Consider the following 19437-nt stretch of genomic DNA (forward strand, 5'->3'; position numbering starts at 1 on the left):
CGGTTTTTATCTTTTAGCACATAGGTACAAAGAAGGGAAATACACATGATGGAGATTACAATAGCAGAGACAGGAGGTGTCAGGTTCGCTGATGTTTCCGGAAGAATTGACTCGACAACCGCACCTGAGGCAGAGACCATACTCAGATCATTTGCCGCGGAACAGGAGGGGGACGTCATTGTGAACTGTGCCGACCTTGACTATATCAGCAGCGGGGGGCTTCGCATACTGCTTATCATCGAGAAGGAGCTGAAGGGATCAGGGCGCCATGTGATCCTCTGCGGCCTCAGAACAGATGTCGAGAAGATATTCCGGCTGACCGGGTTCACCTCAATATTTGCCATCGAGAAGACCGTAACCGATGCAGTTGCGCATCACCGGTGAAGAATGGATTTGAGAGGATGGAGCCGGTTATCAGGTGACGGGGATCTCTCCTTCTACCCGATGATCAGGAAGATCGATATCCTCTCATCAAACTCTTACCTCATCAGATCAGAAGATGATCTGATCCTGATCGACCCCGGTGCAATCCCGGGGCAGGCAGATACAATCCTCTCCATCATATCCGATCTCCCCAAAAATCGGCAGTTAACCGGCATCCTGCTGACCCACACCCATATGGATCACTGCCATTCACTCGTCAGCCACCCCAAACTCTCATTGTTTGCAGAACGTGCCTATTCGCATGTATCAGGTGTTGAAGCCCTGAAAACAGAAGATTACGGAGTCACCCAGGCAACACTCCTTGGGAAGAGATTATCGCCGACACTCCTTGGCAACCCCCTCTTCTCCGGGAATCAGGAGACCGGAAGGTACGGCCTTTCTGAAGAGACGATACCATTCTCGGGGGGACTTGAGATCACCGCCTATCATACACCCGGCCACAGCCCGGATTGTATCTGTTACAGGATCGGGGAGAGCCTCTTCATCGGGGATACACTCTTTGCGGGATCTCCCGGTGTTGCAGGAATAGTCGGGTATTCTCGTGAAGACCTACTTCATTCCCTCAACGGGCTGAGAGAGATGATTTGCGGAGAGAATATAACAGTCTGTTACTCGGGCCATGGAAACCCAATCCCATCAGCAGATGCAATAAGGAGCATAGATCTTGTTCTCAGGCAGGTCGAGAAACTAAGCGGGATCGAGACCTTCACACCCGAGAGGATGAAGGAGACCGCGCTCTTTGCTGAGGATCTGATGGCGGAGATCGATGAAACCCTCACGATCATCTCAGGCAGGATCGCATTTGTATCGCATATGCTTGAGGAGCTTGAGGAAGGAGCATCTGCCGGAGAGATCTCATCAGTTCTTGATTGTGCAGCGATTGATGATCTGCTTGCCAGATACAACAGTTTTGCCGAAGAATACCGGCAGGGTGCCCACCAACCCATTCTGCTTGCACTGAATGCCGCTAATATCGCAGGAAAAATTGAACGGCTCATCGATCGGGGGGGCCTTGGTGCTGTGATCGAACCCTGGCTCATCGATCACCTTGACGAGCTGATCAACGATTATATGACTCTTTTCCGTGGATTTAGGCCTGTTGCAACCCTGAAAGACTGTAATCCCTGTGTTCTCTGCCGGACTGTTGTCGATTCGCTTGATCCACGTCATGCAGATCAGCTGCTTGAGTCTGCATCCGGGGATGATTTTGCTGCCGCTCTTGCACTCCGTATGGGGAGAGTACAGGTTGTGAACGAGGGAGCCGTCACTGTCTCTGCCACTGATGAAAACCTCAGCGCCATCATGGATCCAATCAGGTTTGAACGCGCCGCTCTCACCCTGATCACCCGGTATGCTGCCTGTGGCGCTGATTTGATGGCAATCACCTTCAAGAAAATTGATGAGGAGACCGTACAGATCACCCTTTCAACCGGCGATACTCTTCCGGACACCAGGCAGCTGAGGTACCTCAGTAAAGCCTTCGCTCTCTCCGGGGGAACGGTTCTCCGGACAGATGAAGGAATGGCAGTCAGGTACCCGGCGGGACGAACTATTATCTAGATCACAGGACGAGTATAGCATGCTATGCAGATCCGGACATCTATCCTGATTCTTGGAGGGCTTCTCTGCCTTGCCCTCTGTATTTCGCCTGTTTTGGCAGAGCCGACCGGAACGATTCAGATCACTTCAGAGCCCGATGGTGCAGAGGTGTATATCACCAATGTCTTTCGCGGCTATACCCCACTCACCGTCACTGACCTGCGTGCGGGCATGACGAGATTCCAGCTGAAAAAAGCCGGCAGTTATCAGAACTGGAACGGTGTTGCCTACATCATGCCCCGGGAGACGGTCAGGGTGCATGCAGTTCTCGCACGCACAGGAACACAGTTCCGGGATTATGGGGGCATTGTCATCAGTTCAAATCCGGGCACCAGTGTCTTCCAGAACCAGAACTTCGTCGGCACAACAGATGCTGAGGGATCCTACATCATCTCACGGGCAGATCTCGGTCTTCACCTGATCAATCTTCAAAAAGAGGGGCACCAATCCTATTCGGAGCTCGTTGCAGTTGATTCAGGAAAGACGAGCAGCGTTTCAGCAACCCTTGTCCCGGTTGGAACAGCACCCGATCTGGTTCCAGCCCCGCCAACACAGGTTCCGGCTGCACCACTCCCGACAGCACCGGAGCAGAGTGCCGGATCACCGGGTATTGTGATCTCCGGCATCCTGCTCGGTCTCGCCTTCGTTCTGTTTACTCGCCGGACCTGATTTTGGCTGCGATCCAGTCGCCGACACTGCTCGTCGACTGGGAGCCTCCCATATCTTTTGTGACATGCCCTGCCACAATAGAGGACTCGATCCCTTTTAAGACAGCGTTAGCTGCCTCTCTCTCGCCAAGCGAATCCAGGAGGAGGGATCCCGCCCAGATGGTTGCCAGGGGGTTTGCGACATTCATGCCCTTGTACTTGGGTGCAGATCCGTGGATCGGCTCAAACATAGAGATGCCATCAGGATTGATGTTGCCACCGGGTGCAAGTCCAAGGCCGCCCTGGATCATCGCACCGAGATCGGTGATGATATCCCCAAACATATTCGGGGTGACAACCACATCAAACCATTCGGGATTCTTGACAAACCACATCGTCACCGCATCAACAAAGGTGAACTCGGTCTCAACATCCGGGTACCCCTTTGAGACATCGGTATAGACCTCACGCCAGAGCCCGTAGATATCCGAGAGGACATTTGCCTTATCAACAGATGAGCACTTTTTCCCCCGATCCGCTGCCCGCTCAAATGCATACCGGATCACCCGCTCTGCACCCTCACGGCTGATTAAGCCGATCTGGTAAGCAATCTCCTCGGCATCGCTCTCGACATCGATCCCAAATTTTATGGAATAGAGGTTTCTGATCACTTCAAGGCTCGTCTTCTCTGAACCCCTGAACCGGGATCCGATCCCGACATAGAAGTCCTCGGTATTCTCCCGGACAACCAGGAAGTTGATATCATCAGGCGTCTTGTTGGCAAGCGGTGTCTGGACACCATGAAGAAGCTGGATCGGGCGCAGGTTGATATACTGGTCAAAATGGAAACGGAGCGCAAGGAGGATTCCTTTTTCGATGATCCCCGGCTTCACCCGGTCATCGCCGATCGCACCGAAATAGATCGAGTCACAGGCTTCAAGCCCTGCAATATCCTCTTCGGTGAGGAGTTCGCCCGTCCTCAGGTACCGATCAGATCCGATATCAAAATCGACCCAGTCGATATCAAAGTTATATTTCTCACCTGCTGCATCAAGGACGGTCCTCCCTGCTTCAATGATCTCAGGACCAATCCCATCTCCTCCGATTGCTGCTATTCTGTGCATGTCTTTATCTCCGGGTGTGCCCGTGCATATTCTACAAGTCCGCCTGCCCTGATGATCTCAAGGAGGAATGCGGGAACCGGATCGATCGGATACCGCTTCCCATCTGATTCAATATAGCCTTCCGCAGTGTCGACAGAGATGACTGCTCCGTCCTGAATCTCTTTTGCTGCTTCTGACGTTACCGGCAGAAGGCCGGTATTGATCGCATTTCTGTAAAAGATCCTGGCAAATGATTCTGCAATAATCACCCGGACACCGGCTCCGCGGATCGCAAGTGGGGCATGTTCACGGGATGAGCCGCATCCGAAGTTCCTGCCTGCAACGATGATATCGCCAGCCGCTGCCTTCTTCGAGAACTCGTCTCGGGTTCCCTCAAATGCATGGGTTGCAAGCTCTTTCTCATCATAGATCGTTAAGAACCGGCCCGGTATGATCGCGTCGGTATCAATATCATTTCCAAACTTCCAGACCCGCATCAACTACACCTCCCTCGGATCGGTGATCTCACCATATAATGCACTTGCAGCAGCAGTTGCCGGTGAACAGAGGTATACCTCTGCTTCAGTACTCCCCTGCCTTCCACGGAAGTTCCGGTTCGAGGTGGAGAGCGAGACTTCACCCGGAGCAAGGAGCCCGAATGCCCCGCCCATACAGGGACCGCAACAGGGTGCTTCAACAAGCGCTCCAGCCTCAACGAACCGCTCGATGAGACCTGCCCTGAGGGTCTTGAGGTACTCGTCACGGGATGCCGGGATGATGATCACCCGGAGCTTCTCAGAGAAGCTCTCATTACCGAGCACCTCGGCTGCCTCCTGCATATCCTCAAACCGCCCATTTGTGCAGGAGCCTATGAAGACCTGGTCAACTTTACGCCCGGCAACCTCTTCAACAGGCGCGACATTATCGACATTATGGGGGATTGCCACCTGCGGGGAGAGGTTTGAGAGATTATATCCCCGTTTCTCAAGGTAACCGGCATCGGAATCAGGAGCGATATCAACGGGATCAAATGAGCCCCGGCCCTTCAGGTACTCCATCGTGACCGCATCCGGCGGGACAATCCCGGCTTTTCCGCCCATCTCGATCGCCATGTTGGCACAGGTCATCCGCCCTGCCATATTCATGGATGAAAACGCTGATCCCCCAAACTCAAGTACCCGGTAGGTGGCGCCATCCGCCCCGATATCGCCGGCCATTCTGAGGATCAGATCCTTTGGTCCCACCCGCCTGCCAAACGTCCCATCAGCATCCACCCGGATCGTCTCCGGCACCCGGAAGTAGAGGGCACCATATTTCAGGGCAAAGCCCATGTCAGTTGATCCGATTCCGGTGGCAAATGCCCCGACCGCCCCATACATGCAGGTATGCGAATCGCTGCCGACGACAATATCGCCGGGGGCAACCCGCCCCTTCTCGAGAGCAACCTGGTGGCAGACACCCTCACGGAGATCATAGTTTTTGATCCCCTGCTCTTCAGCAAACGCACGCATCATCACGTGGTTCTTTGCCGCCGGAATGGAGTCGGCAGGAATCTGGTGATCAAAGAGAAGAATAATCTTCTCCGGATCGAAGACACGCTCCCCCCCCATCTCCCGAAACTGGGTGATGGCAAGAGGTCCGGTGATATCATGGATCATCGCAGCGTCAATGCCTGCCATGACCACGTCACCCGCTCTAATCGTCCTGCCGCACTTCGATGAGAATATCTTCTCAGCAACAGTCATTCCGTTGGCCATAGCTATACATATGGATCTTTTTAATATAGGATAGTTTGTATGGACTGGTGGGGAGGCAGGTTTCCCCTGAAAAACAGAGATATAGATAAAGGTCAGAGAAGAGGAGAATCTTCTTCAGGAGCGTTTTTTGAAGATACATTCGAATGGATACGAACACCTGCCTGAGGGATGCGCGGAGATCAAAATATCCTCCTCATTATCGCATCTATTCAAGGAATCTGAAGAGAGGATGCAGATCAGAATAGCCGATCAGCTGCCCCGGGGATCGTTGCTGCGTCTGATCCCCTCCATAGACCACAAATGACTGCTCCGGGGTATTTCCCGAGAGAGTATTCCAGTAGGTAATCTCCTTGAAATAATCGGCGCTTGCTGTTCTTCCGGATTTGATCTCGACCGGGATGGGCGTCTGCCCGGCATACTCGATAATACAGTCGATCTCATGCCCAGCCTTATCACGCCAGTAGTAGAGGGTAGACTCCCTGCCCCGGTTCAGCCTGAATTTTAATAATTCCGTAATGATCAGAGTCTCAAAGAGACCGCCTTTCAACGGATGGTACGTGATATCATCGGCAGATTGTATCCCTGCCAGATGGGCTGCAAGTCCCGGATCAGTGAAATAGAGTTTGGGATTCTTTACAAGCCGTTTATTGAAGTTCTTATGGTGAGGGGGTACCAGGATGATGAGGAGCGATGTCTCAAGAAGGGAAAGCCATTCTTTTGCCGTGTTATGGGTGATACCGCAGTCATCGGCGAGTGAAGAATAGTTGATCACCTGCCCGGAACGATATGCACACATCTTCATGAATGTCTGGAATGTCGAGAGGTTCTGCACCTGCTTCAGGAGGCGGAGATCGCGTTCGATATATGTCTGGATATATGACGAATAAAAATCTCCAGGACGAATTGTGCTGCTGTAGGGGCGGGGAAATAATCCATCATAGAGGAGATTCTCATATCGATTTGGTATAATGCCGGCATTGGCAAGCTCCCGCATCGAGAGCGGGAGTAGTTTGATGATCCCAACTCTCCCTGCAAGGGACTGCGATATCCTCTCCATCATAAGGAAGTTCTGGGAGCCGCTCAGGATGAATTGCCCCGGCTTTGTATTCCTGTCAAGGACACCCTGAAGATAGGAGAAGAGCTCTGGAACCCGCTGCACCTCATCAAGAATGGCTCCGGACTCTTCATAATTAGAAAGAAAGCCTCTTGGATCCTCCTCTGCAAATGAACGGGTATCAGGATCTTCCAGTAATACATAGGGCAGATCAGGAAATACCGTCTTTACCAGCGTCGTCTTACCAGACTGGCGAGGACCTATCACCGATACAGCTGGAAACCCACGGGCAAGTTCACGAACTTTCTCTTCTGCATCCCGCCTGATCATCGGACTGATGGCTCCTGTTGATGTGGACATATTGTAAATCATATTTACAATTTGTCCACATATAACTTCTTCCGATCAGAGATACATACCACATCAATACCCATTAATAATTTAAGAAAGAACAGTTGGTTGAATCCAGAGGCAATCAGGTGAAAGAAGCGATATGACACGATCACGGCTGGAACTAAAGCCCTCCGAGGCAGAAGAGGAGATCAGGAGGATTGCCTCCGCACTCGCTGAATCAGAGACGAGATCCCGCCTTGCCCGCCTGATCACAACAGAGATCCACCGCTATACCCCCCATGACCTGATGAGAATTGCAGCCGCACTCAGGCGTGAGATCCAGAGCCTGCCACCCCCGTACCGGAAGGCATATGCAGCCTCCGCTCACGAGCAGATATTCGGGACATACCACAGAATCCTCCTGATGGAACGGGAGGGCAGAATCGATATGCTTCCCGGAGAGATCCCCGATCCTGCGCTCTTTGCAACCTTCTGCCGGATGATGGAGGAGGCATGCCTCGCACCAGACCGATCCGGCGATGCCCAAATGGCCCCGATGGGGAGGCTCTTTTATTATCTCCTCTCCTGCTTCCTCATCTTCGTCCTCTTCGAACCCGGTCACCCGATCGGCACCCCGTTCCCGGGAGGGATGAAGGTGGAGCAAAAGGGCGGCGTCGTCTGCTGCCCGGTGAGGGAGAAGGAGGATGATGTGCCCTATGCCCTCTGCCGGTTCTGCCCGGCAGAACAATCCTAAACCCGGCAGAGATCCTTCATTCCGAGGAGGACGATAAGCTTCTCTCCTTCGTGAGACTCTTCCGAGACAACAAACGTGATCATACCGGTATCAGCAAAGAGTTTTGAGACCTCGGAGATCCCGGTGAGAGAAGAGATCAAAAGGAGGATTTTGCCATTTTTTGAGAGAAATGAGGGAGCATCCGCAAGAAAACGCTTAATCGTCTCCCTGCCATCCTCTCCGCCATCAAGGGCATACTCAAACCAGTCATCGATCCGATCTTCAGGTGATGTCGGCAGGTACGGGGGATTGAAGAGGATCAGGTCAAAGGTTCCGCAGATGCCCGCAAAGAGATCGCACCGGATCACCGGCACTCCACGGCTATAGGCATATGAGGCGGCAAATGGGTTGATATCGGTTGCAACCACCTGTGCCCCGGAATTCTGGAGGTGAGCGGCGATCTCACCGCTCCCGGTTCCGATCTCAAGCACCCGATCTTCAGGACGGATGATCCCAAGGCCTGCATTCAGGAGGAGAGACGTATCCTCGGCAGGGGAGTAGACATCGGGCGGTGGAAGGGACATCACTCCTCCCGGTTAGCTGGTGGAGAGGGCATTCGCAAGTTCGGCAAACCGCTCAAGAGAGAGATTCTCGGGTCTCTGGGAGAGCGTCTCGTCATCAAGGGATGCGATCAGGGATGCTATCCGCTCTCTCCCAAAGACACCGGCAGCACTCTTTAAGCAGTTCCTGACCTTCTTTCTCCTCTGCGAGAAGAGGGCACGGACAAGATCGGCATACACCTTCCGATCAGTAATTTCAACTATCGGATCAACCGGCGTAATCTTCACCACCATCGACCAGACATCAGGAGGGGGGGAGAATGCCTCCGGAGGCAGTTCCAGAAGCGGCTTCACCTTCGCGTAGGTCTGCACCATCACCGATAGACGGCTTGTATCGGGATTTCCTGCCGGAGTCATCATCTTCCGTGCAAACTCCCACTGGTACATCAGTACTGCCACCTCAAAACCGATCTCGAGCAGCCGGAAGGTGATCGGGGATGATGCAGAATAGGGGAGATTGGAGATGACAATATCAAACTCTGGCAGGGCACACCGGGTGGCATCGCCGTGGATGAGGATCAGATCTCCCCGTTCGATCTGATCCGGGAAACGATCCCTGAGATGATCGACTAGTGTTGCATCAAGCTCTACTGCAAGAACGGTTGCACCCCGTTCAAGGAGGGCTTCTGTAAGCACTCCTTTTCCGGGGCCAATCTCAAGGACACGCCTTCCTGCAATCGGAACTGCATCTGCGATTCGCAGAATGGCAGAACCATCACTCAAAAAATGTTGATCGTGCCGTGCCCTCATCGTGATGTGAAGAGATGGTATTTGACATCAGGATCCATCAGTTCTTCCAGGATCCGATCGGCAATCATCCGCTCAGGATGGGGAACTGCCTTGATGCGTGTCCGGATATCGTCAAAGCTGGTAAAGGGATTTCGATTTCGTGCATCCAGTATCTCGGTGAGGATCTTCTTCCCGACTCCGGGAAGGAGATGGAGCATATGCAGCTTCAGGCTGATTGGGACCGATTTGTTAAAGAACTCAACAAACCGCTCCTCGTTCTGGCTGACAATCTTCGCTATCGCATAAGGCAGTTCCAGCTTTGCAGTCGCTGTCAGTTCATCATACTTCAGCCGTCGTTTCACACGCTCGACCTTCGGCCGTTCATCATCTCCGATATAGAGCAGTTCGTGAATCTGGATATCCGGGATCTTTGGAATGATCTCAAGAAGTTTGAACTGATCCACACCCACTGCCAGAACAATAGGCTCACGCTTCAGGATTGGGCGCGGATCATCCACATACCCATGTTGAAGTACATCAATCGCTAGCGCTTGACTCTCTTTCTTCTCCGCTCTCATACTCGCATCACCTAAACCCGAGCTGAGACCAGATCGAGGATCGCATCCAGTTCTTCAGGAGTCAGGTTGAACCGTTCTTTTGCATAGATTGCACGGAGTTCATCCCTGTTCCGGGGCATCAGATTCACGATCCTGTATGCGATCTCTGGTTTCATCTTCTCAAGCCCGAGCAGCTCACTAAGAAGTTCTCTTGATGCTTCAGGAGAGAGCTTAGAGAGGTGGTTGACATGTTCGATGCTCTTCCTCAGCTCGTAAGACAGCTCCTTCCCGGCTTCGAGGCGGGCTGCCTCGATCCGGAGGAGATCCTCACGGATCTCTGGAAGGGTGACCCTTTCTTCGCTAATAAATGCCTTAACTTTCATGTCAATCACCAGATATAGTCTATTTAATATTTCTGAGCTTTTAGATGTTGTGGTTTTGCGATGACAACCTTCACCGCATTTCCGTCTGGAACCTCAAGAACCCAGGCACGTCCCCGTGACCCGATGACCGTTGCCGTCTTTCCATGGAATCTCCGGTGAGGCATACCTTTCTGAATGCTTGGCTCCACAACAATGTGAACCTTCTGCCCTATCTCGAAGTCCTGAATAACCGAGGTGACCGGTGGGAGACCACGTGCTCTGAGTGCTTTCTTAAACTTATATCGAGTCTTTTTCCGTGGACCGTTATGTAGTGCCATGATTACTCCTCTCCATGCTCCGGCATACCCTCCACTGATATGACATCAAGTGTCACGACCCGTGCAGGGTTGCCGAGGATCTCTGAGAAACTGGGCGTTGTTCTCCCATTATCCCCTGATATGAGTTCTTTGATGTAGAGTCCCGCCTCACCGACCACCTGGATCAGATATTGGCCGTCCTCAACCCCAAGACACCCGATATCGACGACCGTACGTTTCCTGATGAGATCTGCTCTCCGATGGGATACACGCTGAGGGGTGCGTTGATGAATCACCGCCCCATTCAGGGCTTCCAGAGCTTTTTCGACCAGATCCAGGGAAGTATGGCCTTCAATATCGACCAGAATCCTGTATGTTTTATGAGCCTTGTGCGATTTAAGGGTTTCCACCTCACGCCTGCTACTCCAGCGGGAAAGGGCCACTTCGACCCTGCCGGATGCCGATGCATTAATGGCAGACTCAAGTGCGGGAAGATCCACCTTCCGCTGCCGGGGAGCAAGCACCTCCATGATGAATGGGCGGCCGGTACCGATCATGAGTGCATCGATATCCTCACGCCCTGCACCATGGAGGACGAAACCTTCCGCCCCGAAAAGCCCGGCTGTCGGCAGACCTATCAGTTCTTCAACCGAATCAGGGTACTGTTTGCCAGTGCCGCCACAGGCATCACATCCGGCACCATGGCATGCGCGGCAATCCCAGTGTGTCTGGGGGATACCCCGCTCAAGCTTTTTGTACCTTCCATAGAAGAAGACCGGGGCGATCTGCACCTCCACTGCTTCTTCAGCAATGTTTAAGATCACCGTCACCTCCGGGTTCTTTGGATCGCCGCGCCTTCCGGTGAGAGTACCTACCGCCTTCCCAACCTCACGGTTCATCTCGGATTTCAGGGGTTCGGGATCGGTGAGGGAGAAGTCGCTCCAGAGCATCTCTTCTGACTCGGCCATCATCGGCGGAACGCGGGTTCCGATCACAAAGGTCTCGTGATCGATATCTGCTATGGCTCCGGCGACTCGCCCGGCCCAGAGATCGATCTCCCTGAAGAGATCGGAACAGACAAAACAGGTTCCCTCTTCATAGGGAGCAAAACGCAGGTTAGCATCCAGTGCATGGGCTACACGGAGTGCATGACCCCTTTCCGCATTGGAGAGTCCAAACGATCGTTTTGCAAAGAGTCTACCCAGGCAGTGATCGCAGATTGGCCCGTATTCAAGGATTGAACCAACAAGTGACAGTAATTCGCTCATGCTAACCTCCGGTCGGCTTCATTCAGGTAAATGGTGATGGTATGATCAGCATGGAGCACCTGCGGACCGACAGAGAGTCGCATGAGATCAGCTGTCAATGCCTCTTCCTCTTCAGTGAAATTCTGATGATCAGATAAGAGAAGGTTCTCCGGCAGGGAGTTGATAGTCCGGATATCGTCGCCTGATTCATCAAGTACTGCGAAGGGATACTCTGACAAGAGCCTCGCAAGCCCCCCGCGCCTGATGAAAACACCGGGAGAGGATTCGATAAACTCCGATCCACATATCTTTCCAAGCGCTTTTTTAATCAGGGCACCGGCACTCCGCTCATCAGGATTTAACGATCTGACGGTCTCCCCTTTGAAGAGGATCGTCGTCTCTGGCCCTCCCTTCAGGATGAGGTAACATTCAACATCCCGCCTCAAATCATGTGAGAGAAAGAAACTGGAGTTGACACAGCGGCAGAGGATATCCATTCTTCCTGCACTGCCGGGCATATCATTTAGGGAAAAACCGGGATCGGTGACGGCACGATGGCCAAGGATAGCAAATCGTCTCATAACAGGCTCCATATGGCATCCCGGAGGAATCTCATCTCATACCGGGACAATTACATATCTATATAGATGTACACCAGCTTAATAGAAACGGAATAGGGCTAAACTGCCTACATCAATGACAGAGAGGAGAGAATCCATGAGTACTTACAAAAAAAGAGATGTTGTCCTGGCACCATTCTCCTTTTATCCGGGCGATCAACCAAAAGTCAGACCCGCTATTGTGCTTTCAGAGGAATCCGGAGATCTCCTCCTTGCACCCTGTTCGCGAAGGCTGCCGGAGTCACTTTCTGCCATAACAATCGATCTCGATGATTTTGAGGTGGGGGGGCTTGAACTCTTTGAAGAGAGTGTCGTCCTTGTTGCACACCTGACAAAAATGCCGAAGAGAAAGGTTATTTCAAAGAAAGGAAGGCTAACAAAAGAAGCCTTTACGAAAATTGTTCAGAGAGGATAAAAATCCCGGACAGGGATTATACCAGCTTATCCCCACCACCAAACTGTTTCATCATCCGGTTCATCGAGAAACGGCCGCCACCTTTAAAACCTTTCAGGGCACGCTGCATCATCTTATAGTATTTTATCAGTTCGCGGACATCATCGACTGAGGAGCCCGATCCCATTGCGATCCTGTGTATCCGTGATGTGCCAAGCAGCGAAGGATCATCCATCTCGGCATCGGTCATCGAATCCATCATGATCCGGTACCGTTCCATCTTGACGGACGTGACATCATAGACCTCGTTTGGCACATTCATACCGCCAAGCGGAAGCATGGAGAGAACCTGCTTCAGAGGACCCATTTTATTCAGGGCTTCAAGCTGTTTGTACATATCCTTTAAGGTGAACTTCCCCTTCATCATCGCATTGACGTCGAGATCGTCCCCTTCCATCGCTTCCTCTGCACGCTCGACAAGGGCTTTTAAATCCCCCATTCCGAGCAACCTGGATATGAACCCATTTGGATCGAACCGCTCGAGATCGTCGATTGTTTCGCCCAAACCAATAAAGACGATACTTGAATTCGTTTCGGCAACGGCAGAGAGAGCACCACCGCCTTTTGCGGTTCCATCCATCTTCGTGATGACAACACCATCGATCCCGATTGCTTCATGGAACCTCCGTGCCTGATCGCGTGCACCCTGCCCGAGTGCTGCATCGATAACAAGCCAGCGATGGTCGGCTTTGACAACGGAATTGATCTGCATGATCTCTTCGATGAGCTCATCCTCAAGGGCATGCCTCCCGGCAGTATCAACAATAACCACCTCGACATCGCGAAGGGCAGCCATTCCCTCTGTGACGATCTTCAGGGCATCTTTTTCTTTTGGATCGCCAAAGATGGGGACATTGATCTTCTGGCAGAGGGTCTGGAGCTGGGCAAATGCACCGGGCCTGAAGTTATCACAGCAGATAGCACCGACTTTCAACCCTTTTCGCTGGAAGTACCGGCAGAGTTTTCCGGTTGTCGTAGTCTTCCCTGAACCCTGAAGACCCGCCATCAGGATCGTCTGGGGTTTGAGTGAGACTTCAGTCTCCGGCCCCATCATTGATACGAGTTCCTGGTAGACGATCCTGAGGACATGATCCCGGACCCCCATCCCCTTGGGAGGTTCTTCTTCAAGTGCACGGGTCTTGATGGATTGCGAGAGTGCCATCACCAGCTTGACATTCACATCAGCCTGGATAAGGGCACGCTGGAGATCACGGATAAGCTCGTCAACTGCTGCACGGTCAACGACAGCTTTTCCTGCGAGCTTCTTTACAGCATCCTTCAATGAGTTTGAGAGTGAATCAAGCATCAGGCATCTTCCGCTAAAATCTCGTTTATAATCAAATCAGGGGTGAAGAGAACGATATCCTCATACTCCTGGCCAACACCCAGGAAGATGAGGGGCTTTCCGATCGTATAGGCGATCGAGATGGCAGATCCGCCCTTCTTATCCATATCCACCTTCGTCAGCATGACGCCATCTGCCCCGATCGTCTTTTCAAATTCAGCTGCCCTGACAACCGCATCGTTTCCTGCAGTTGCTTCATCCACATACAGAATGAGATCAGGTTTGAATATACGCCGGATCTTCTCGAGCTGGCTCATCAGGTTCGCACGGTTATGGAACCTGCCGGCGGTATCGGCGAGGACAACATCCACATTATGAGCACGGGCATACTCGACGGTATCAAAGAGGACGGCTGATGGATCTGCTCCCTCCTGGTGGTGGATAAGCCGTATTCCAAGCCGATCGGCATGTACCCTGATCTGTTCGATGGCACCGGCACGATAGGTGTCGCCAGCCCCGATGACAACGGAAAAACCTTCTTTTCTGAGAAAAGCACCTACTTTTGCAATTGAGGTTGTCTTTCCGGTACCATTGACGCCCGTAAAGAGGATTTTGACAGGCTTCTCATGTGAACGGATGAAGGCCGGAAGATCCAGCCCTTCGCCGAGCACCTCACGGAGTGCATTCTTCAGGGCGCACGTCACAATTTCATCAGGGCTCTGCCTGATCTTCCTGTGGTTCCCGACAAGTGAACTCCTCATATGGGCGATGATCGCATCGGTAACCGAAAGTGCAACATCCGACTCAAGAAGAATCATCTCCAGTTCAAAGAGCGGCTCATTGAGATCCTTTTCAGTCAGTATGAACTCCCGTTCCGTGACGAGGGTTTTGACTTTCGAAAAAAAACCATCTTTCCCGGGTTTTGTCTCAGGACCGGTCTCTCCAATCCTTTTCGGCGGCAACTCACCAGTCTGGCGATCCTCCGGTATGGATTCTCCCTGAGGAAAAGATTCTTCTCCGGGATGAGTCTCCGGTGAAGGAGAGGAGATAGCCGGCGACTCTTCGATATGCTCCTCGATTGAGGCGCCAAATCGTGACCGGACATCCCGTAATTTGTTTTTTAAGCCTTCAAACATACTCCGGCATCAGCTCCGGCCGGTAGGTTGTCCCTGACCAGCCTGGTACAGCTGTTCAAGGCGTCCGCCAACCTCTGCTGCCTGAGTCTGGAGCTTCTGAATCGTCTCGGCAAGACGTTTTCCCTGGGCTTCCATCTCGGTGATCCGCTCTTCCATAAAGGAGACGGTCTCGTCATTTGTCTTTCTGACAGAGATATCAGATCCGATAGAGACGAGGACCGAATCGGGATCGATCACTTTTGCCAGGATGGCAGCGCCCCCGCCAAGCGGAAGGAGTGATACAGCATCTGTTGTCTCCTTCAGTCCTCTGAGGGTTTCAATAGAGATGATCATCTCCATTCTTGCCTGTTCGATAAACTGGAACTGCCGGGAAAAGAGTTCAATCTGTTGATTAAACTCATTCAGGTACATCTGAAGTGCCTGAAACTCCTCTTCAGGTGTCGGAGTACTATCTTTACTCGCCATTGACACTCTTTATGCTCTCAATTTTGATTAATCTTCTCTCGATGCGGTGTTTACTTCCCATGAGAGTATAGATCCGCTCTTTCGCCTGTGCTTCGTTTGGTGCTGAAATCACCTTGGTGTATGGTTTCCATTCATCACCAATCTTCATCAGACCTGTAATTTCAAATTCTGGTAACTCCATTCAGCTCACCGTAGTAATCCAAATACATCTTCCATCCTTCCGAGTTCAAAACCGGTCGTCTCGCTGCCTGCAATGAACCCTTTCGAGTTTGCAAGAACACCTGTCCCAACCAGATTCGAACCCATGTTGACGGATCCACAACCGACCGGAAGCGAGGTGAAAGACTCAACCCGTTCGATCTCCTGCGGGGTTGCCCGCGGAGAGAGAAGAATGCCTTTATTTGTTGCAACGGCGGCCATTCCAACGGTTGGAATTCCGGCGATCTGCATCCGTTCAACCGGAACCTTGAGGAAATCACTGATCCGATCGATCAGCCTGGCAGGCATCTCCGGATGAACGAGGGCAAACTCATCATTGACCAGCATGCAATTGCCAGCGGCATTCATCATCTCATCCATAAGCAGCACTTCCCCGTACTCCTCAAGCCGCCTCTGCTCCTCACTCCCGATCATGCCGGAGACCACCATACCCCGGCTGTTGCCGGTGATGAGCGATCCGATGATGGATGACCCCTGCAGGAACGTCCGGACGATCTCAACATCCAGAAGCTCAGCTATGGTATTGGCAAACTCATCCGGAACCGTTTCGGGAACAATCGCAAACTCCTCAAATACCCGTGCAAAAACCCCGATATTCGGATCGCCATTGAGGGACAGGGTATAGTTCATTTCACTCCCCGGCAAGTTCTGCCTGGACCTGACCGTCTGAGAATTTTATCGCACGGACACGGATCTTTGAAGGGGGTTTCTGGCTCCCGCACTCCCAGATCTTCTCGTTGATACTCCGGTCAAGTTTGACGTCTTCACTCTTCATGTGCTTCTGCAGGTATGTCCGGACATCCTTAACAGCAACTTTTGCCCGCTTCCATTTGGGGGCGCGTTTTGTATCCCGAAGCGGGATGATGTATATCTGTTCCTTCTCTGCCTCGACCATTGCTCACACCTTCAGACTGCTACGTCTCCAGCTGCGCCGCTTTGGATGCGATACAACTGCACGCTTCGTTTTGATCATGACCCATTGCGGAACCCTCCGGTTCTGCTGGGTGGCTTTCGCCATTCGTATCTTTCGACCTTTTGTCAGTTTGCTCATTGGTATTCACCAACCTGATCTATTCTTCTCCCGCAAACGAGAGATTGCTGGTGATTTTCAGGGAAGATTCCGCTCCAGTCGATTCCACGTTGTGTCATCTCCTCACGGATTTCAGCTTCATAATCACCATTTTCTATCATCGGAGTCTCACCATAGACGACGGTGAGCATCCGATCCACAAGGCGTGTTATCTCACGCCTTCCAAACCCAAGAAGGGGGCGTATATAGGAAACCCCCATCCTGTCTTCAAAGCTCTGCACCTCAGACGGGTTCAGCATAGGCACCCGGTCCATGAACCGGGTGCCATCGGCGACCACCTCATACTCCTGTGCAAGCGCACAGAGGGACCGTCGGTGAATCTCATTGATTGCCTCATTTGGATACCCACACCGAACGAGTACTCCAATGGCCTCATCAATGAAACCTGACGCAAAGGTTCTCTTTTTCCAGGGCATACCCAGAGCCTCTGCCGCCGCCGCGACTTTAGGAACCTCCCGATCGGGATTGAATACGAACGTGTTCAGCTCTACAGTATAATCCCGCGAGAGCAGGATGGCAGCAAGAGAACTATCTTTTCCACCACTATAGAGCATTCCGACCTTCATCATACCCTTCGGATATTAAAGTCCTTTTTTTGCGGTACCAGTTGTTTGAGGAGCTCTTTGAGCTGTGCATCAGTGATCTTTTTCGTACTTGAGAGCCGACCCTGCTGGGCGAGCATGACAAGCTGCTGTTCAACGCCTCGTGCAAAATCAGGTTTTGTGAGCTTGATTGTATTTAACCGCTCACGTGCTTCTGGCTCAAGAATCTGCATCAGCACCATCTGGACCTGCTGATCAATCTGTTGCTGGCGCTGGGCCTCCTGCTGTTCTGCCTGCTGCTGTTGCTGCATCTGGGCAAGGCGGCGTTGCCGGAGTTCAGATAACTCATCGTCTCCCATGTACACATCACCTCAATACTTCTCGATTCCCGGTGCTGCTTCTAAAACCTCGGCTTTGAGGCTGTATGCAACATTATCCAGGAATGATCGGCCGGCTGGCGATACCTGTCGGCCTCCTGTTGCCTTCTCAAGGAGACCGGCTGCTTCGAGCTGCTGGAAAAGTTTCCGTGCAATCGAGCCGCTCCCCTTTCTGAACCGGGATGGGCGGGAACCCCTGTTCTGGGCGCCGCCATAGATTGATCTCATTCTCTCCACTCCGACCGGTCCATCAACATAGACACGGCGCAGCACTGCTGCTGCACGGATATGCCACCAGTCGGTGTTCTCCGGTGGCATCTGCTTATGAACTCCCGTCTTGACATACTCTGCCCATGATGGTGCCTGGATCTCGGGTTTACCCTTGAGTTCCTCTGCAACCTTCCTGATGAGGAGTTCTGCCGGGATATCAAATACTGTAGTCATGTTCTATTCCTCACTGTTGTGGTTCACTAACAGTCTTTACGTATAGGGCGGATCAGCTGATATAAATTTCTGGATGAAAAGGAGATGCAGGGCAGGTGGAGCCTACCCGCGTTTCTTTGCAATGACCATTGTCCTGCCACGGGTTGTGATCACCTCACCCCCGGTTCCGTCCACCACTGTGAGGGGATCCATTGGAGCATTCTTCAGCCATTTGATCTTAATCATTTCTCTCACCTCTAGCTGGGCGCGGATCTCACCAGTAACCTCCGGCGTCACCCCGAGTTTTCCAACCCAGATCGTCGGCTTTAATTTCTGGATTCCTGATCTATCATACTTTGTTGGCATCGTGCTTCACCACCGGATAGCGTTTTCTCTGGCCGCATACAAGGCAGGTCATAATAACCCTTCCATGCTGAATCCTGATCCTTGAGTTTTTACCCGGTCTCAGGAGGGTATGGCAGTGTGCGCAGAAGAGACGCCGGTATCGCTTCGGGATACGTATCCTCTGCTTCATTGCAATCCTCTTTGCAATCAGGATACAGCGCCTGGAGCGCTCAGAATCTTCATCAGCCCACTGTATTGCATTCTCAAAGAGGATATCGATCCGCTCACGGGCGATCTTCTTTCCATTTCCAAAATGATTTTTCTCTCTCATCTCAGGCGCTCCAGGATCTATCTTTATGGAGATCAGAATCCAGCCTGATCACCAACCTCCCAAGAATCCGGAGACGATCCTCGCAGAAGAGGGAGACAGCCTCGGGGAGGGCGATATGCTCCTCAAGAAGGATCCGCTCGGCGAGGCTTCCGGGATCATCATCATCCAGGACATGAACTGCTCTCTGGAGGATCACCGGTCCGCTATCTGTTCCTTCATCTACAAAGTGAACGGTGCAACCGGAGATCTTCACCCCGTATGCAAGCGCCTGCCCCTGCGCATCAAGACCCGGAAACGAAGGAAGAAGCGATGGGTGGATATTGATGATCCGGCCTGTATACTCCCTGATAATGGATGATCCCAGGATCTTCATGTACCCTGCGAGGACAACAAGATCCGGGGCAAGAGACCTGAGAGTGCTGATAACTTCCTCTTCGTACTCACTTTTTGTCGAAAATCCGGAATAATCTATGGTAAAGACTGGTATCCCGAACTCCTCTGCACGGACAGCAGCCAGCGTTTCCCTGCGATCGACGATCAGCCCTACACACCGCCCATTGATCATGCCTCGCGCTATCGCGGAGGCGACCGCCTGAAAATTTGAACCACGGCCTGACGCAAGCATGACGATGCGTTTCATAGGAATAT

At 52.2% G+C, this 19437-nt stretch carries 29 protein-coding genes; 5 read left to right on the forward strand and 24 right to left on the reverse strand.

Going from position 1 to position 19437, the window contains the following annotated elements; all coding sequences use genetic code 11:
• Window positions 1–45 precede the first annotated feature (45 nt).
• Genes ACZ44I_RS08545 through ACZ44I_RS08555 form a run of 3 tightly spaced genes read left to right on the forward strand, consistent with a single transcriptional unit; the run spans window position 46 to window position 2712 of the window.
• Window positions 46–384 (forward strand): STAS domain-containing protein, encoded by a 339-nt coding sequence (locus tag ACZ44I_RS08545; protein ID WP_464550809.1) that lies wholly within the window; start codon window positions 46–48, stop codon window positions 382–384.
• Window positions 385–387: 3 nt separating this feature from the next.
• Window positions 388–2004, forward strand: a complete 1617-nt coding sequence (locus ACZ44I_RS08550; protein ID WP_464550807.1) for an MBL fold metallo-hydrolase — start codon at window positions 388–390, stop codon at window positions 2002–2004.
• 24 nt (window positions 2005–2028) lie between these two features.
• Window positions 2029–2712, forward strand: coding sequence for a PEGA domain-containing protein (locus ACZ44I_RS08555; protein ID WP_464550805.1), 684 nt, complete (start codon window positions 2029–2031; stop codon window positions 2710–2712).
• Here the strand turns inward: ACZ44I_RS08555 and ACZ44I_RS08560 are convergent.
• The 4 genes from ACZ44I_RS08560 to ACZ44I_RS08575 form a co-directional block, all read right to left on the reverse strand.
• Complete coding sequence (locus tag ACZ44I_RS08560; RefSeq protein ID WP_464550803.1) at window positions 2696–3814, reverse strand: 3-isopropylmalate dehydrogenase; 1119 nt, start codon at window positions 3812–3814, stop codon at window positions 2696–2698. The genes ACZ44I_RS08555 and ACZ44I_RS08560 overlap by 17 nt on opposite strands.
• Entirely contained in the window at window positions 3802–4290 is a 489-nt protein-coding gene (locus ACZ44I_RS08565; RefSeq protein WP_464550801.1) for a 3-isopropylmalate dehydratase small subunit, read from the reverse strand. Before ACZ44I_RS08565 ends, ACZ44I_RS08560 begins: the two co-directional genes overlap by 13 nt.
• Window positions 4291–4293: 3 nt before the next feature.
• On the reverse strand, window positions 4294–5550 hold the full coding sequence (locus ACZ44I_RS08570; protein ID WP_464550800.1) for a 3-isopropylmalate dehydratase large subunit: 1257 nt from the start codon (window positions 5548–5550) through the stop codon (window positions 4294–4296).
• 205 nt (window positions 5551–5755) lie between these two features.
• Window positions 5756–6964, reverse strand: a complete 1209-nt coding sequence (locus ACZ44I_RS08575) for an ATP-binding protein (protein WP_464550798.1) — start codon at window positions 6962–6964, stop codon at window positions 5756–5758.
• 133 nt (window positions 6965–7097) lie between these two features.
• Between ACZ44I_RS08575 and ACZ44I_RS08580 the strand changes: the two genes are divergently transcribed.
• Window positions 7098–7691 carry a DUF2115 domain-containing protein gene (locus tag ACZ44I_RS08580; RefSeq protein WP_464550796.1) on the forward strand — a complete coding sequence of 198 codons (594 nt, stop codon included), beginning with the start codon at window positions 7098–7100 and terminating at the stop codon, window positions 7689–7691.
• Here ACZ44I_RS08580 and ACZ44I_RS08585 read toward each other — a convergent pair.
• The 7 genes from ACZ44I_RS08585 to trmY are packed head-to-tail and all read right to left on the reverse strand — an operon-like array spanning window position 7688 to window position 12083.
• Window positions 7688–8254 carry a HemK2/MTQ2 family protein methyltransferase gene (locus ACZ44I_RS08585; RefSeq protein WP_464550794.1) on the reverse strand — a complete coding sequence of 189 codons (567 nt, stop codon included), beginning with the start codon at window positions 8252–8254 and terminating at the stop codon, window positions 7688–7690. The genes ACZ44I_RS08580 and ACZ44I_RS08585 overlap by 4 nt on opposite strands.
• A gap of 12 nt (window positions 8255–8266) precedes the next feature.
• Window positions 8267–9013, reverse strand: a complete 747-nt coding sequence (rsmA, locus tag ACZ44I_RS08590; protein WP_464550792.1) for a 16S rRNA (adenine(1518)-N(6)/adenine(1519)-N(6))-dimethyltransferase RsmA — start codon at window positions 9011–9013, stop codon at window positions 8267–8269.
• 23 nt (window positions 9014–9036) lie between these two features.
• The gene (locus ACZ44I_RS08595) at window positions 9037–9597 is read right to left on the reverse strand and encodes a DUF655 domain-containing protein (RefSeq protein ID WP_464550790.1); all 561 of its coding nucleotides are present in this window, start codon (window positions 9595–9597) and stop codon (window positions 9037–9039) included.
• 11 nt (window positions 9598–9608) lie between these two features.
• Complete coding sequence (locus ACZ44I_RS08600; protein WP_464550788.1) at window positions 9609–9959, reverse strand: RNA polymerase Rpb4 family protein; 351 nt, start codon at window positions 9957–9959, stop codon at window positions 9609–9611.
• A 23-nt stretch (window positions 9960–9982) separates the two neighbouring features.
• Window positions 9983–10276: a 50S ribosomal protein L21e gene (locus tag ACZ44I_RS08605; protein ID WP_464550786.1), complete on the reverse strand. Its 294-nt coding sequence runs from the start codon at window positions 10274–10276 to the stop codon at window positions 9983–9985.
• A gap of 2 nt (window positions 10277–10278) precedes the next feature.
• The gene (locus ACZ44I_RS08610; RefSeq protein ID WP_464550784.1) at window positions 10279–11523 is read right to left on the reverse strand and encodes a tRNA pseudouridine(54/55) synthase Pus10; all 1245 of its coding nucleotides are present in this window, start codon (window positions 11521–11523) and stop codon (window positions 10279–10281) included.
• Window positions 11520–12083: a tRNA (pseudouridine(54)-N(1))-methyltransferase TrmY gene (gene trmY / locus ACZ44I_RS08615; protein WP_464550782.1), complete on the reverse strand. Its 564-nt coding sequence runs from the start codon at window positions 12081–12083 to the stop codon at window positions 11520–11522. The genes ACZ44I_RS08610 and trmY overlap by 4 nt, the downstream gene beginning before the upstream one ends.
• A 136-nt stretch (window positions 12084–12219) precedes the next feature.
• Here trmY and ACZ44I_RS08620 point away from each other — a divergent pair, with 136 nt between their 5' ends.
• Window positions 12220–12537, forward strand: a complete 318-nt coding sequence (locus tag ACZ44I_RS08620) for a type II toxin-antitoxin system PemK/MazF family toxin (protein WP_464550780.1) — start codon at window positions 12220–12222, stop codon at window positions 12535–12537.
• Between the two features lie 16 nt (window positions 12538–12553).
• Here the strand turns inward: ACZ44I_RS08620 and ACZ44I_RS08625 are convergent, their stop codons facing one another.
• From ACZ44I_RS08625 to purN, 13 genes are all read right to left on the reverse strand, one after another.
• The gene (locus ACZ44I_RS08625) at window positions 12554–13882 is read right to left on the reverse strand and encodes a signal recognition particle protein Srp54 (protein ID WP_464550778.1); all 1329 of its coding nucleotides are present in this window, start codon (window positions 13880–13882) and stop codon (window positions 12554–12556) included.
• Window positions 13882–14997 (reverse strand): signal recognition particle-docking protein FtsY, encoded by a 1116-nt coding sequence (gene ftsY, locus ACZ44I_RS08630; RefSeq protein WP_464550776.1) that lies wholly within the window; start codon window positions 14995–14997, stop codon window positions 13882–13884. The genes ACZ44I_RS08625 and ftsY overlap by 1 nt, the downstream gene beginning before the upstream one ends.
• Before the next feature lie 9 nt (window positions 14998–15006).
• Complete coding sequence (gene pfdA / locus ACZ44I_RS08635; RefSeq protein ID WP_464550774.1) at window positions 15007–15462, reverse strand: prefoldin subunit alpha; 456 nt, start codon at window positions 15460–15462, stop codon at window positions 15007–15009.
• The gene (gene rpl18a / locus ACZ44I_RS08640) at window positions 15452–15643 is read right to left on the reverse strand and encodes a 50S ribosomal protein L18Ae (RefSeq protein ID WP_464550772.1); all 192 of its coding nucleotides are present in this window, start codon (window positions 15641–15643) and stop codon (window positions 15452–15454) included. The genes pfdA and rpl18a overlap by 11 nt, the downstream gene beginning before the upstream one ends.
• Window positions 15644–15648: 5 nt before the next feature.
• The gene (locus ACZ44I_RS08645) at window positions 15649–16311 is read right to left on the reverse strand and encodes a translation initiation factor IF-6 (RefSeq protein ID WP_464550770.1); all 663 of its coding nucleotides are present in this window, start codon (window positions 16309–16311) and stop codon (window positions 15649–15651) included.
• A 1-nt stretch (window position 16312) separates the two neighbouring features.
• Complete coding sequence (locus ACZ44I_RS08650; protein ID WP_300328734.1) at window positions 16313–16576, reverse strand: 50S ribosomal protein L31e; 264 nt, start codon at window positions 16574–16576, stop codon at window positions 16313–16315.
• A 3-nt stretch (window positions 16577–16579) separates the two neighbouring features.
• A complete protein-coding gene (locus ACZ44I_RS08655) occupies window positions 16580–16732 on the reverse strand; it encodes a 50S ribosomal protein L39e (protein WP_255331977.1) in 153 nt (50 codons plus the stop codon).
• Window positions 16729–17340 (reverse strand): DUF7411 family protein, encoded by a 612-nt coding sequence (locus ACZ44I_RS08660; RefSeq protein ID WP_464550768.1) that lies wholly within the window; start codon window positions 17338–17340, stop codon window positions 16729–16731. The genes ACZ44I_RS08655 and ACZ44I_RS08660 overlap by 4 nt, the downstream gene beginning before the upstream one ends.
• Complete coding sequence (locus ACZ44I_RS08665) at window positions 17337–17672, reverse strand: DNA-binding protein (RefSeq protein ID WP_464550766.1); 336 nt, start codon at window positions 17670–17672, stop codon at window positions 17337–17339. The genes ACZ44I_RS08660 and ACZ44I_RS08665 overlap by 4 nt, the downstream gene beginning before the upstream one ends.
• A gap of 12 nt (window positions 17673–17684) precedes the next feature.
• Window positions 17685–18134, reverse strand: a complete 450-nt coding sequence (locus ACZ44I_RS08670) for a 30S ribosomal protein S19e (RefSeq protein ID WP_464550764.1) — start codon at window positions 18132–18134, stop codon at window positions 17685–17687.
• A gap of 102 nt (window positions 18135–18236) precedes the next feature.
• A complete protein-coding gene (locus tag ACZ44I_RS08675; protein WP_464550763.1) occupies window positions 18237–18479 on the reverse strand; it encodes a YhbY family RNA-binding protein in 243 nt (80 codons plus the stop codon).
• Complete coding sequence (locus ACZ44I_RS08680) at window positions 18463–18789, reverse strand: ribonuclease P protein component 4 (protein ID WP_464550761.1); 327 nt, start codon at window positions 18787–18789, stop codon at window positions 18463–18465. Before ACZ44I_RS08680 ends, ACZ44I_RS08675 begins: the two co-directional genes overlap by 17 nt.
• A gap of 1 nt (window position 18790) precedes the next feature.
• Window positions 18791–19429 carry a phosphoribosylglycinamide formyltransferase gene (gene purN / locus ACZ44I_RS08685; protein WP_464550759.1) on the reverse strand — a complete coding sequence of 213 codons (639 nt, stop codon included), beginning with the start codon at window positions 19427–19429 and terminating at the stop codon, window positions 18791–18793.
• Window positions 19430–19437: the final 8 nt, after the last annotated feature.

It is taken from the genome of Methanocalculus pumilus (genome assembly GCF_055382585.1).